This window comes from Micrococcus sp. iso_26, assembly GCF_056172975.1.
In genome coordinates this window covers 953,720-965,651 of the sequence record NZ_CM149652.1, presented here as the reverse complement: position 1 = coordinate 965,651, position 11,932 = coordinate 953,720, and the positions used below count along the sequence as shown (strand labels likewise).

The following is an 11,932-nucleotide window of genomic DNA, read 5'->3' as shown; positions in this document are numbered from 1 at the left end:
CGGACGGGGCCCTCGGGCGCCGGTCGTCGCGGAGGCGGCGGGCCTCACTCCGCCGGCTCCGCGGGTCGAGGGGCGCCACGGAGCCGGGCCAGGCCGGCGCGTACGGCGGGGCGCACGTGCCAGTGGTCCTTCACGAACCGGCTGGTGCGGCGGTCCACGACGAGGATCCACAGCAGACACACGGCGGAGACGATCAGGGACACGGCCTTGACCTGGTCCGCGATGTCCAGGAACTGCCAGGTGAAGAGCTGGTCCGCGGCGCCGAACGCCAGGAAGTAGCCGACCGTGAACACGACCCACTTGATCTGCCAGTTGTCCCGGATGCCGAGCACGGCGAAGAACGGCAGCAGCCACAGCAGGTACCAGGGCTGGATGATGGGCGAGAGGATCACCAGCGCGGTGAACGCCCAGGTCATGCGCGTCATCACGCGGTCCTGGCGGCCGAGGAACATCAGGGCCAGCACGATGAGCACCGAGAGCGCGCGTCCGGCGGTCTTGTACACGCCCTCGACGGCCTGCACGTCCGCCCCCTGTCCGAAGAGCTCGCTCGCCCCCACCGTGATGAGGGACAGCATGCCGATCGGCCCCCACGGCACGGTGCCCGTGCCCGTGCCGACCATGACGGCCACCCAGCCGAAGCCGAAGCCGTTGAGCACCCCCACCAGGGCCATGAGGCCGAAGGAGATCCCGGCGGTGAGGGCCCAGAAGGCGAACCGGCGCGGCCATCGGGCCGTCGGGCCGGCCCACAGCAGGCCGATGAACGGGAGCAGCACGAGCGTGATGGGCTTGATGCCCAGGGACAGGGTGACCAGCACGACGCCGGCCACCCCCCACGCGACGGACTGCCCGGGCCGCTGGGGGCGGAGCGGATGCCCGGCGCGCAGCGCGCACCACGTGCCGGCCAGGGCGAGGCCGACCATGAGGGCGTCGTTGTGCCCGGACGCGACGAAGCTGATGGTGAAGAGCGGGTTGGCGACGCTGATCCACTGCGCCCACGCACCGTTGACGCCCAGCCGGCGGGCCAGCAACGGCACGAAGACCATGATCAGCGCGACGCCGGCCACCGCCACCAGGCGGAACAGGAAGATCGCCAGGTCCGGGTTCATGTCCCCCGAGATCGCGACGACGGCCTGCTCGATCCAGAGGAAGATCGGACCGTACGGGGTCTCGGAGTCCGCCCAGGTGGCGTCCGCTCCGAGCTGGAACCAGTTGGACAGCGAGGAGATCGTGTCCACGTAGGGGTCCTGCCCCGCCTCCATGAGACGGCCCTGTCCCACGTAGGCGAAGATGTCCCGGCTGAAGATCGGCAGGGCCACGACCTGGGGCAGGCACCACAGGACGGTGGCGAGGTTGACCGTGCGCAGGGCGCCGCGACCGAAGGGGCGGATCGTCTGGCCCAGGCGCAGCCAGGCCCAGAACATCACCCAGCAGCCGAGGGTGAGGAGCGCTGTGCCGGCGAGCACGCCGGTCTCCTGGGTGCGCCACGGGATCAGCCACTGCCAGCGGTTGATCGGGGAGGCCGAGGCCAGCCAGCCGACGGAGTACGAGCCCACCACCAGGAGGAGGGAGCCGAGGGTCCCCACCAGGATGGGCCACCAGTCCGCGCCGGCGACCTGGGGGTCCGCGCGGAGGCCGCCGACGCCGACGTACTCCGGCCGGTGGGCCGTGGACCCGGACGGACGCGGGGTCGACACGCTCATGCGACGGGTCCTTCCGTGCGGTCCTGCGAGGGCGCGCGAGGGCGCGGCTCGCTCGAATCTACCATCGTGACACGCGAGTAGCCTGGGGGCATGAGCGAGACGAGCACCCCCGCGCCGGAGAGCGCCCCCCTGGTCTGGATCGACTGCGAGATGACCGGCCTGCACCCCCAGGTCGACGAGCTCGTCGAGGTGGCGGTGCTCATCACGGACGCCGAGCTGAACATCCTGGACGAGGGCATCGACCTGGTGATCCGTCCCTCCGCGGCGGCCCTCGAGCAGATGGACCCGTTCGTCCGGGACATGCACACCACCTCCGGCCTGCTGCCGGAGCTGGCGGAGGGCCTCGAGCTCGACGACGCCGCAGCGCGCGTCCTCGAGTACATCGCGGCCCGCGTGCCGGCCGGCAAGGGCCTGCTGGCCGGCAACACGGTGGGCCAGGACAAGCTGTTCCTCGCCCGCTACATGCCCGCCGTCGTCGACCATCTGCACTACCGGATCGTGGACGTGTCCACCGTGAAGGAGCTGGCCCGGCGCTGGTACCCGCGCGCCTACTACCAGGCCCCCGCCAAGACCGGGGGCCACCGCGCTCTCGGGGACATCAAGGACTCCATCACCGAGCTGCGCTACTACCGGGCCGCCGTCATGGCCCCCGCCCCCGGCCCCACCACGGAGGAGGCCCGCGCCATTGCGGAGGTGGTGTCCGGGGCGCAGGCCTGAGCCGGCACCCCGGCCTCGCCGCCCCGATTCGGCGCTGCGCGGGATCTCGTGTACTGTGGACCCCGCTGCGCCGCGCGGATCCGTCCGTGTGGAGCAGGCATGGTGGGCGTAGCTCAGTCGGCAGAGCGTCTGGTTGTGGTCCAGAAGGTCGCGGGTTCAATCCCCGTCGCTCACCCCACCGTAAGGCCCGGAATCATGCGGATGATTCCGGGCCTTATCTCGTCTTGGTAGTGCTGTTGGGTAGTGCTCGGTCCCCACGGGGTACGCACATCATCGGAGAGCACCAGGAGAGATGCGTTGGCTACCATCCAGACGCGCACGAACAAGGCCGGCCGGACCACGTACCGGGTCGGCTTCTACGAGGCCGGCCGGTTCCAGTGGCTGCCGGCCCTCGCCCGCGAGGCCGGCGCCCAGCGCGTCAAGGCGATCGTGGAGGACCCGCGGCAGGGGCCCACGGTGGCCCGCCGGATCCTCGAGGCCCAGGTGGACAGTGCCCCGGGCATGCCCACGCTCGCCGAGTTCTTCCCGCGGTACATCGAGCACCGCGGGCTCCGCTGCACCCCGGGCACCCTGGCCGGGTACGAGGCAGAGGCCGCGCGCACGTTCCTGCCCCGCCTCGGCGAGCTGCCCGTGGACATGATCGACCGCCGCACGGTGGCCGAGTGGATCCGGTGGCAGCTGCAGCAGCCCACGGCCCGCTGGCGCGCGGCCGCCGCCCGCGCCGCGGCCGCCACTCCCCCGCGGCCCGAGCCGCCGCTGGCCACGGTGTCTCCGAAGACGGTCCGCAACGCGCACGCCCTGCTCTCCGCGGTCCTCGGCCTCGCCGTCCAGGAGGGCATCCTGCCAGCCAACCCCGCGCGCGGCGCCGACCTGCCCGACGACGACGTCGAGGAGGAGCGCGGCATCTTCAGCCGAGCCGAGTGGGCGCGCTTCTACGCAGCCATATCCGAGTCGTACCAGCCGCTGCTGATCGTCCTGCTCGTCACCGGCGCCCGCTGGGGCGAGGCCACCGCCCTGCAGGTCCGCGACCTCGACGTCGCAGCCAGCGTCATCCACGTGCGCCGCGCCTGGAAGAAGGGCAAGGAGGGCGCCGTCCTCGGCGTCCCCAAGACCGCCCGCGGCCGCCGCACGATCATGCTCCCCGACTGGGCCGTCGAAACACTCGAGCCATTGGCCGCCGGCCGTGCCGCCGACGAGTTCCTCCTGACCGCCCCCGGCGGCGGCGTCATCCACCGCACGAACTTCGTCGAGCGCCACTGGAAGCCGGCGCTCGCGGCCGCCGGGATCGCCAAGCACCTGACCCCGCACAGCCTGCGGCACACGTTCGCCTCGTGGGCCCTCATGGATGGGGTCCCCGCACAGGTCGTCCAGCACCGCCTCGGTCACGAGTCGCTGCAGACCACCTCCCGCGTGTACGCGCACCTGCTGCTGGACGCCCAGCGTGCCGCGGTCGACGCGATCGGCTGGGAGCCTCCCCCCGGCGCCTGACCCCTGGCGCAGCGAGAGGCCCCGTCCAGCTGGCTGCTGGACGGGGCCTCTCTTGCGCTTCCCTTCGCGGCCTCCACGCTCCCCGAGGGGGCGGACACGTTAAGCAGCTGGCACCCGTACCGCGCGCTCGCGGGTCTGCCGAGCCTCCCGGGCCCGCCGCGTGATCACCGGGTAGGCGGCGATCGCCACCGGGTCCTCGGCGAGCGTGGCCACGCGCATCGCCAGCGCCGTGCCCTGCAACCCGACCAGATGCTCAGCGGCCCGGTCACGCGCGGCCCCGTGCCGCCACCGCCGCCCCCACAGCTGCAGCGCCATGTGGTCACGAACGGACAGGTGGCCGGCGCACGCGGGCGCCTGGGTGGTGGTGGTCATGTCGGGACGGTACGCCCGGGGGTGGACGTAGTACGTGGGATCAGCGGTCCGTGATGGTGGCCGTTCCGCGGTACTCGTCGTCGCCGGTAAAGGTCACCGAGCAGGAGTACCGGTGCCCAACCGTGCCGCCCAACGCGTTCTCCGCTTCGACCGCTCCGGTCACTGTCCATGCCTTCGGCCCCCCGGATGCCGTCTCGCGGGAGAACTTGGCGGTGCTGGGGGCGCGCAGCTTCTCCTTGACGAGGGTCTGGCAGGCAATCTTCGCGTCCCACTCCTCCGGCTCGTCAGGGCTGGCGTTGCTGAAGGCAGAGAAGATTGCCCACGCGAGCAGTGCCATCACGGCCACGAGGGGCCAGAGGCAGCCCGCGACGAGCGGGTTGCGCCCACGCTCCAGGGTGGCGGGCGTAGTGCCGCCGGCCCAGTCCTTGAGGGTGTAGCCCGCGGCGCGCAGCTTCGCGCGCACGTCCTCGTCGTTGTCCGCGGCCTTGAGCTCCCGTACGGTCTCGCCGCGCTGGTTCTTCACTGCGATGGTGCGTAGGCGTGCGATCGTCTTGCCGTCGAGCAGCTCGTCTCGCCCCTCTGACACTTCCGCCGTGTACTTGGTCGTCTTCGCCATGTCGCCCTCCTTGGTGGTGCGCCCTGCGCGGCGCGTTGCCTTGATTCTGACCTAGCCGATGGCCCCCGCCTAGCAGGCGCTCAGGCAGAGTGCTCGGTGGCCAACGCGGCGAGATGCTCCCGCTCGGTCCGGGTGAGGCCGGCCAGTCGGTCGGTAAGCACGAGCGGGGTCACCCACAGTTCGTCGGCGAGCTCGTCCAGGCTCATGGACCAAGGCAGGGCGTCGGCGAGCTGCTCGAGCGTAATCAGCTGCCGGGCCGCGGCCGCGCGTACGGCGTGCTCGACGGCCGGCGGCTGGCAGCCGCGGTGGCCGTGCTCGAGGTGCACGAGCTCGTGGGTGAGCGCGCACCGCCGCTCGGCCTGCGTCATGCGGGGGTCGAGCCAGATCACCGTCGCGCCATCGGTCGCGGCTGGCGCCGTCGGGTGTGGGCGGGCCCAGACCACGACGACGTACGTCAGCGTGCGCAGCGCCCGCCAGGGGTGGAACATGCGACCATCGTCGTTGTGGGGACGGACACGGTATGGGTGAGCACGAGCTGGACTGTGGTGGACTGAGCGCGCCTGCGTGACAAAGGGTCGAACATCTGTTCGACTGGAGCAGGTCTTCCAGGGAAGGAGCGATCGCGATGGCGAACACCTCAGCGATTGAGTGGACCGAGGTGACGTGGAACCCCGTGACCGGTTGCGACCGCGTGGCGGCCGGCTGCGACAACTGCTACGCGCTGACCTTAGCCAAGCGGCTCAAGGCGATGGGTGCTGAGAAGTACCAGAACGATGGGAACCCGGTGACGTCCGGCCCCGGGTTTGGCGTCACCCTCCATCCGAAGGCCCTGGGCCAGCCCCGCTCGTGGAAGGCCCCGCGCGTGGTGTTCGTGAACTCCATGAGCGATCTCTTCCACGCCAAAGTTCCGTTGGGGTTCATCCGGGACATCTTCGACGTCATGCGCGAGACGCCGCAGCACACATATCAGGCGCTGACGAAGCGCTCACTGCGGATGGCCCGTCTAGCCGATCGCCTCGACTGGCCGGCCAACTTGTGGATGGGCGTCTCCGTGGAGGACGAGACTGTGACGGGCCGCATCGACCATCTCCGCGAGGTGCCGGCAGCGGTCCGGTTCCTCTCCTGCGAGCCCCTCATCGGACCCCTGCGGGATCTGGATTTGGCCGGCATCGACTGGGTCATCGCGGGCGGCGAGTCTGGTGCGAACCATCGCCCCATGGACCAGGCCTGGGTGGAGGACATCCGCGACCAATGCGTGTCTGCCGACGTGGCGTTCTTCTTCAAGCAGTGGGGTGGGCGGACGCCTAAGGCCAACGGGCGGCTCTTGGAGGGGCGCACCTGGGACGAGATGCCTACCTCCCGCGCCGCGCTGGCAGGATGACCGCGCGCCCATCCACCATGTCTTTGGTGTAGCCCTGGGTGATCCCGGCCTTCTGGAGATTCTTGATGGCCTGCCGTACCTCTGAGGCGCCTGCCGTGCCGAGGTGTTCGCCTAGCCAGTGGGGCACGTCGTCGCAGATCCGCACCGCCTGGCCTTGACCGAGGTGAGACGAGAGCCTCGTCTGGATAGCGGCGATGGCCCGGTTTCTGACGTCGGTCTGCTCTGCGACCACCTGCTGGTCGAACGTCTCCTGCAGGTCGAAGAGCGACCCCTGGGTGTCGTCGAGCAGTCCCTGGTAGTAGTTCTCGGAGTTGACCTGCCGCCACTTCCTGTGAGCCCGAGCCGCGGCGTCAGCGAAGAGCATGGGCGCAGCGAAGTGCTGGTAGAAGAGCATCAGCGTGAAGATCGGCCCCTCAGACGGGGTCCGGCGGATTGGGACGGAGATGACGTTGTGGGCGGTCTCTCCGGTCATGCGCTGCATGTACTCGCGCGCCACGTAGGAGGCGGCTGTAGCGGCGGAGGAGCTGTCGCCACTCACGTCAGCCTGCCGCCGAGCCTCAGCGAAGACCTCCCGCCACCACGGCCCACCAAGAAAACGGTCACCGCGGAGGAGGGTGACGGTCTCGCCACTTGAGGCGGAGGCTCCCTTCCGGACGATCCCTCCGATGCGCCACACGGTGGAGAGACTGAAGTTCAAGAGGACCTCGGTCGACCGCGCTGGCCGCAGGAGCAGCTTCGAGGCGACGACGTCGTACGGCAGGGCCGTGCCGAACGGGTCGAGAAAGAACAGAGCTGGGCGGGTGCCGATGTCGTTGAGGATCGCGTCGATCTGCTCCTCCACGGCGCCGTGGTGCAGATAGACGGGACCGGCCCCCTGCCCCTGCGCGGCGACCGCGTGCCGGAGGGTCTCCGCATGAGCCCTATCTCGCTCCACGAGGTGGATGTGCATGATGCGGTTCTGCGCTGCAAGCTTGCGTGCGATGTCCACCGCGTAGAGCGGCGACCCCTTGTGCGCGTCGTCGTACTGCCCCGCGCCGGCGTAGCCATCGACATAGGCCACCTCCCGAGGGGCCTTGCTAGCAACCTTCATGGCCCACGGTGTGAGGTAGTCCTCCAGCACCTTGAGCTTGAAGACCGCGGCGGGCTGCTGCGACGTGAAGAAGTTCGTGTTGGCGCTCATGCGCCGGCCTCGTCGCCGGGGTCCTGGTTCTCCTCGCCGACGTCGCCCCACTCCCGGGCCTGCCGGTCGCGGGCCGGCTCGAGGTCGGCGTGTGCTGCCAGATCGAAGTCGGCCGGCGCGCCGGCCGCGGCGGTCTTCTGTTCAGCGCCAGCGTCACCGCAGCGCGCTGCCCCGCGCTCGGCCGTGCCGCGCTCGCGGTCCTGGTGCTGGTCTGCGTGGACATGCTCATCATGGTGGTACGTCCTACGTCGGTCGAGCATGACCTGGAGGACTGCGGTGAGCAGCTCCTGGTCATACGTCGATAGGTCAGGGGATTCCTGAACGTCGTCGAGGACCGACGGGTGAAGAGCCGAGTCGAGCTCCACCCCCATGGACTCCAGCGCTGCGGTGGCCACGTGGGCCACGGGAACCTTCAGCACGAGCGCGAGCATCGTGATGTTCTCGCCCTTGATCGAGGTGACCGGGGTGGACTTGAGCCGCGCGAAGCTGGTGTGGCTCATGTCGTACCCTGCGCGGTCGGCGCGGGCGGCGAGGTCGCGGAGGGACCAGCCGTTCCGCTCCTGGGCTGAGGCGATCAGTCGGCCCAGCGAGTGCATGTCGTTCATGGCGACCAATCTGCGGTGCGATGCCAAAGGGAGCAACCGACCTCGGACACCCGCTGTTGCGTGGAAGTGGACACCGAAACGGTAGCAACAAAGGGGGTGTTGTGCCGCAGGGCGGCGCGGATACGGGGCGATCAGCGCGGACCCGGTGAGGAAGAGCCGCTTGCGACCCCATCGGTCCGCGAGGTTGCCGGTGGAGAGCAACAGGGCGGCCAGCAGCACGGCATAGAGGCTGTTCACCCACTGCGCGTCAGTGAGGTCCAAGTGCAGGTCGCCGATGATGGCGAGCGGGACCGCCCGAGGTCCCACGGCGGCCGGTCCCACGGCTCCAACTTCGCAGGGACGACGCCGCCGGGCCTCAACCGATCGACGGACTCCCGGTCCGCAGCCGGGCGTAGAGTCGGCCGGTGAGGGCGTCGACCCGACGCCGCACCCCCGCCGACGAGGAGGCCTCCCCGTGTCCGTCGTGAAGATCAACGCCATCAGCGTCCCCGAGGGCGCCGGCCCGGAGCTCGAGAAGCGGTTCGCCGCCCGCAAGCACGCGGTGGACCAGGAGCCGGGATTCGAGGGCTTCCAGCTGCTCCGGCCCACTGCGGGCGAGGACCGCTACTTCGTGGTCACGACGTGGGCGTCGGAGGAGGACTTCCGGCGCTGGCGGGACGGGCGCATGCCCGCCGCTCACGCCGCCGAGCAGGGCGGCCGCCCGGCGCCGGTCGCCACGGGCGCCGACCTGCTCGAATTCGAGGTCGTGGACCTGGGCTAATCGCGGCGCCGCAGCAGGCGCATCGCGTTCACGATGACCAGCAGCACGGACGCCTCGTGCACGAGCATGCCGACGGCCATCGTGACGCCGCCGGTGAAGACGCCGGCCAGCAGGGCCGCGACGGTGACGAGGGAGATCGCGATGTTCTGCCGCATCACCCGCACCGTGCGCCGGGCCAGATCGAGCGCCTGCGGCAGCCGCTCGAGCCGGTCGCCCATCAGGGCGATGTCCGCGGTCTCGATGGCCACACCGGAGCCGGCCGCGCCCATGGCCACGCCGATGTCCGCCGTCGCCAGGGCCGGGGCGTCGTTGACGCCGTCACCGACCATCGCGACGACGCGGCCCTCGGCCTGCAGGGCCTCGATCGCCTCGAGCTTGTCCTGGGGCAGCAGGCCCGCCCGCACGTCGTCGACGCCCACCTGCCGGGCCACGGCCTGCGCGACGCCGGGCTGGTCGCCGGTCAGCATCACGACCTCGCGGACGCCGATCCCGTGCAGCGCCCGGATCATGCCCGCGGCCTCGGGCCGGAGGGTGTCTGCGATGGCGAGGACGCCGAGCGGGATGCCGTCGACGACGACCGCCGCCGGGGTCCGGCCCGCCTCCGCGAGCTCGGCCGCGACGGTCTCGACCCGGTCGGTCGCGGCCGGATCCACGCCGCGCTCGCGCAGCATCGCCACGTTGCCCACGGCGACGACGCGGCCGTCCACCTCTCCGGTGAGCCCGCGGCCGAGGACGACGTCCACATCCGTGGCCAGCGGGCCGTCCAGCAGGCCGCGGTCCCGGCCCGCCGCGACGACCGGCGCGGCCAGCGGGTGGTCCGAGGCCGCCTCGAGCCGTGCGGCCCAGCGCAGCACCTCGTCCTCGGCCCCGGGCTCGAACGCGACGACGTCTGTCAGCTCGGGGGTGCCCGACGTGAGGGTGCCGGTCTTGTCGACGGCGACGGCGTCGACCTTCGCGGAGCGCTCAAGGAACTCCCCTCCCTTGATGAGCACGCCGTCCTTGGCGCCGCGGCCGATCCCTGCCACGATCGCGACCGGGATGGAGATCACGAGGGCGCCCGGGCAGCCGATGACCAGCAGGGTCAGGGCCAGGGGGACGTCCCGCGTGATCAGGCCGGTCGCGAAGGCCAGCACCATGATCGCCGGGGTGTACCAGCGGGAGAAGCGGTCCATGAACTGCTGGGTCCGCGCACGGGCCTCCTGCGCCGCCTCGACGCGGTGGATGATGCGCGCCAGCGTGGTGTCGGCGCCGACGCCCCGGGCCTGCACCTGCAGCAGGCCGGCCGTGGCGACGGTGCCCGCGTACATGGCGTCACCGTCGGTCTTCTCCGCCGGGATGGACTCGCCCGTGATGGATGCCTCGTCCACGGCGCCGACCCCGGTGAGCACCACGCCGTCCACCGGCACCCGAGCGCCGGCCTTGACGAGGACGGTCGCGCCGGGGGCCACCTCGTGGGCAGGCACGGTGCGCTGGGTCCCGTCTGCGTCCACGACGACGGCGGTCTCGGGCGCCGTGGAGACGAGGTCCGCGAGCGCCGAGCGAGTCTGAGACAGGGTCGCGTCCTCGAGGGCGTGGCCGAGGGCGAAGAGGAAGGTCACGGCGGCGGCCTCCCAGAAATTGCCGAGCAGTGACGCGCCGATCGCGGCGGTGGCGACGAGCAGGTCGATGCCGACGGTCTTCACCCGCAGGGCGGCGATCGCGTCGCGCGCGATCGGCAGGCCGGCCACGACGGCGGCGGCGAGCATCAGGCCCGCCGCCACGAGGTGTCCGGTCCCGTGGGCCAGCTGCTCGGGCGCCAGCACGAGCGAGACGGCGATCAGCAGGCCGGCCACCACGGGGCGCCGCCAGCGGCGGGACAACGCGAACCGGGCACGAGGGCGGCCCGGACGTGTGACGGCGGGGGTGGACATGGCGGACTCCGTTCGTCGGGGGCGGGGCGGTGTCAGAAGGCCGACGGCCGGGCGGTGTAGCCGACCTTGGCGACGGCCTCGACGAGGTCCTGGGCAGTGGTGGTCTGCGGGTCGTGGTCGACCTCGATGCGCTGGGTCTCGAAGTGGACCTGCGCGCCGGTCACGCCGGGCAGGGCGTCGAGGGCCTTCTCGATCTTCCGGACGCACGAGGGGCAGCTGAAGCCCTCGGCGCGGAGCAGGGTGTGCGTGGTGGCGGTCATGGTCACTCCTGTGGGTCGTCACCGGCGCGGCCGCCGATGAGGCTGAGCGGACGGGCGGGTGCCCGGTCCGATCCCCGGCCTCCGGGGATGTCACTGACGCTACGAAGGGGACGGCGGGCCCGCCTTGACCGCGGTCAAGCCGCCGTGTGGGAGGCTGATGGCGTGCGTATGGACCTGCCCCTCGCCCCCATGGACGAACCAGAGCCGTGCGCGGCCCGGGTCCCGCTGTTCACCGGGCTGGATCTGGAGCAGCTGCGCCGGGTCTCCGCCCTGGCGCGGCCGCTCGTGCTCGAGGCCGGCGATGCCCTGCACCTGGCCGGTGACCGCACGGACCGCCTGTGCGTCGTGCACAGCGGCCGCCTGGCGCTGACGCTCGGCTCAGCGACCGGCCGGGAACGCGTGGTGCGGATGGTCGAGCCCGGGGACTCCGTGGGCGAGCACGAGTTCCTCACGGGCGAGCCGGCCCGGCACGGGGCGCGCGCCGTGGCCGCGACCCGCCTGTGCACCTTCTCCCACGCCGAGGTCGCCCGACTCCTGGCCCAGCATCCGGGCATCGGGGGACGCGTGATGCGGACGCTGGCCGTCCGCCTGGCCGAGGCGGAACAACGGCTGGCCCGGGAGCATCAGCCTGTCACCGCACGGATCGCCGGACATCTGCTCGGCCTGCCGGCCCTCCGGGACGAGGCCGACCTCGTCGTGGTGCTGGCCGCGCCGAAGAAGGACGTCGCCTCGCTGCTGGGCACCACCCCCGAGGCGTTCAGCCGCGGGCTGCGCCGCCTCGCCGACGACGGCCTGATCGCCATGGCGGGCCCGCGGGTGACGCTGCTGGACCCGGATGCGCTGGAGGCCCTCGCCGCGGAATGACGGCCGTCGTCGTGGTGTCCCCGGCGGTAGGCTGGGGACTCCCCCGTCCCCCCACCCACGCAGGCCCGCAGCCCGGGCC

The 11,932-nt window shown here is 71.6% G+C and carries 13 protein-coding genes and 1 tRNA gene; 6 read left to right on the top strand and 8 right to left on the bottom strand.

Annotation, left to right across the window (positions count from 1 at the left end; all coding sequences use genetic code 11):
- Nucleotides 1-44: 44 nt before the first annotated feature.
- The gene (mptB, locus tag AC0VX0_RS04490) at nt 45-1,700 is read right to left on the bottom strand and encodes a polyprenol phosphomannose-dependent alpha 1,6 mannosyltransferase MptB (RefSeq protein WP_061867779.1); all 1,656 of its coding nucleotides are present in this window, start codon (nt 1,698-1,700) and stop codon (nt 45-47) included.
- A 90-nt stretch (nt 1,701-1,790) separates the two neighbouring features.
- On the opposite strand from mptB, the gene orn reads away from it, so the two are divergent.
- The 3 genes from orn to AC0VX0_RS04475 all read left to right on the top strand — a co-directional run bounded on the left by orn (nt 1,791) and on the right by AC0VX0_RS04475 (nt 3,905).
- Nucleotides 1,791-2,417, top strand: coding sequence for an oligoribonuclease (gene orn / locus AC0VX0_RS04485; protein WP_002857127.1), 627 nt, complete (start codon nt 1,791-1,793; stop codon nt 2,415-2,417).
- 102 nt (nt 2,418-2,519) lie between these two features.
- Nucleotides 2,520-2,595, top strand: a tRNA-His gene (locus AC0VX0_RS04480).
- A gap of 119 nt (nt 2,596-2,714) precedes the next feature.
- On the top strand, nt 2,715-3,905 hold the full coding sequence (locus AC0VX0_RS04475; protein ID WP_010078872.1) for a tyrosine-type recombinase/integrase: 1,191 nt from the start codon (nt 2,715-2,717) through the stop codon (nt 3,903-3,905).
- A gap of 99 nt (nt 3,906-4,004) precedes the next feature.
- Here AC0VX0_RS04475 and AC0VX0_RS04470 read toward each other — a convergent pair whose 3' ends face one another.
- The 3 genes from AC0VX0_RS04470 to AC0VX0_RS04460 all read right to left on the bottom strand — a co-directional run bounded on the left by AC0VX0_RS04470 (nt 4,005) and on the right by AC0VX0_RS04460 (nt 5,381).
- Nucleotides 4,005-4,277 carry a DUF3263 domain-containing protein gene (locus tag AC0VX0_RS04470; protein ID WP_010078873.1) on the bottom strand — a complete coding sequence of 91 codons (273 nt, stop codon included), beginning with the start codon at nt 4,275-4,277 and terminating at the stop codon, nt 4,005-4,007.
- A 40-nt stretch (nt 4,278-4,317) separates the two neighbouring features.
- Complete coding sequence (locus AC0VX0_RS04465; protein ID WP_095346850.1) at nt 4,318-4,893, bottom strand: hypothetical protein; 576 nt, start codon at nt 4,891-4,893, stop codon at nt 4,318-4,320.
- A gap of 80 nt (nt 4,894-4,973) precedes the next feature.
- Nucleotides 4,974-5,381 carry an ImmA/IrrE family metallo-endopeptidase gene (locus AC0VX0_RS04460; protein ID WP_134417058.1) on the bottom strand — a complete coding sequence of 136 codons (408 nt, stop codon included), beginning with the start codon at nt 5,379-5,381 and terminating at the stop codon, nt 4,974-4,976.
- Nucleotides 5,382-5,518: 137 nt separating this feature from the next.
- Here AC0VX0_RS04460 and AC0VX0_RS04455 point away from each other — a divergent pair, with 137 nt between their 5' ends.
- The gene (locus AC0VX0_RS04455) at nt 5,519-6,274 is read left to right on the top strand and encodes a DUF5131 family protein (RefSeq protein ID WP_010078876.1); all 756 of its coding nucleotides are present in this window, start codon (nt 5,519-5,521) and stop codon (nt 6,272-6,274) included.
- Here the strand turns inward: AC0VX0_RS04455 and tcmP are convergent.
- Together tcmP and AC0VX0_RS04445 are read right to left on the bottom strand one after the other, a co-directional pair.
- Nucleotides 6,246-7,454 carry a three-Cys-motif partner protein TcmP gene (gene tcmP, locus AC0VX0_RS04450; protein WP_095346851.1) on the bottom strand — a complete coding sequence of 403 codons (1,209 nt, stop codon included), beginning with the start codon at nt 7,452-7,454 and terminating at the stop codon, nt 6,246-6,248. The two genes, AC0VX0_RS04455 and tcmP, sit on opposite strands and share 29 nt — an antisense overlap.
- A complete protein-coding gene (locus AC0VX0_RS04445) occupies nt 7,451-8,365 on the bottom strand; it encodes a hypothetical protein (protein ID WP_475452051.1) in 915 nt (304 codons plus the stop codon). Before AC0VX0_RS04445 ends, tcmP begins: the two co-directional genes overlap by 4 nt.
- A 148-nt stretch (nt 8,366-8,513) precedes the next feature.
- On the opposite strand from AC0VX0_RS04445, the gene AC0VX0_RS04440 reads away from it, so the two are divergent.
- Entirely contained in the window at nt 8,514-8,819 is a 306-nt protein-coding gene (locus AC0VX0_RS04440) for an antibiotic biosynthesis monooxygenase family protein (RefSeq protein ID WP_044659105.1), read from the top strand.
- Here AC0VX0_RS04440 and AC0VX0_RS04435 read toward each other — a convergent pair.
- Both AC0VX0_RS04435 and AC0VX0_RS04430 read right to left on the bottom strand, forming a co-directional pair.
- On the bottom strand, nt 8,816-10,729 hold the full coding sequence (locus tag AC0VX0_RS04435; protein ID WP_060974045.1) for a heavy metal translocating P-type ATPase: 1,914 nt from the start codon (nt 10,727-10,729) through the stop codon (nt 8,816-8,818). The genes AC0VX0_RS04440 and AC0VX0_RS04435 overlap by 4 nt on opposite strands.
- Nucleotides 10,730-10,761: 32 nt before the next feature.
- Nucleotides 10,762-10,989, bottom strand: coding sequence for a heavy-metal-associated domain-containing protein (locus tag AC0VX0_RS04430; protein WP_010078881.1), 228 nt, complete (start codon nt 10,987-10,989; stop codon nt 10,762-10,764).
- A 168-nt stretch (nt 10,990-11,157) separates the two neighbouring features.
- Between AC0VX0_RS04430 and AC0VX0_RS04425 the strand changes: the two genes are divergently transcribed.
- Nucleotides 11,158-11,853 (top strand): Crp/Fnr family transcriptional regulator, encoded by a 696-nt coding sequence (locus AC0VX0_RS04425; RefSeq protein WP_061867780.1) that lies wholly within the window; start codon nt 11,158-11,160, stop codon nt 11,851-11,853.
- Nucleotides 11,854-11,932 lie beyond the last annotated feature (79 nt).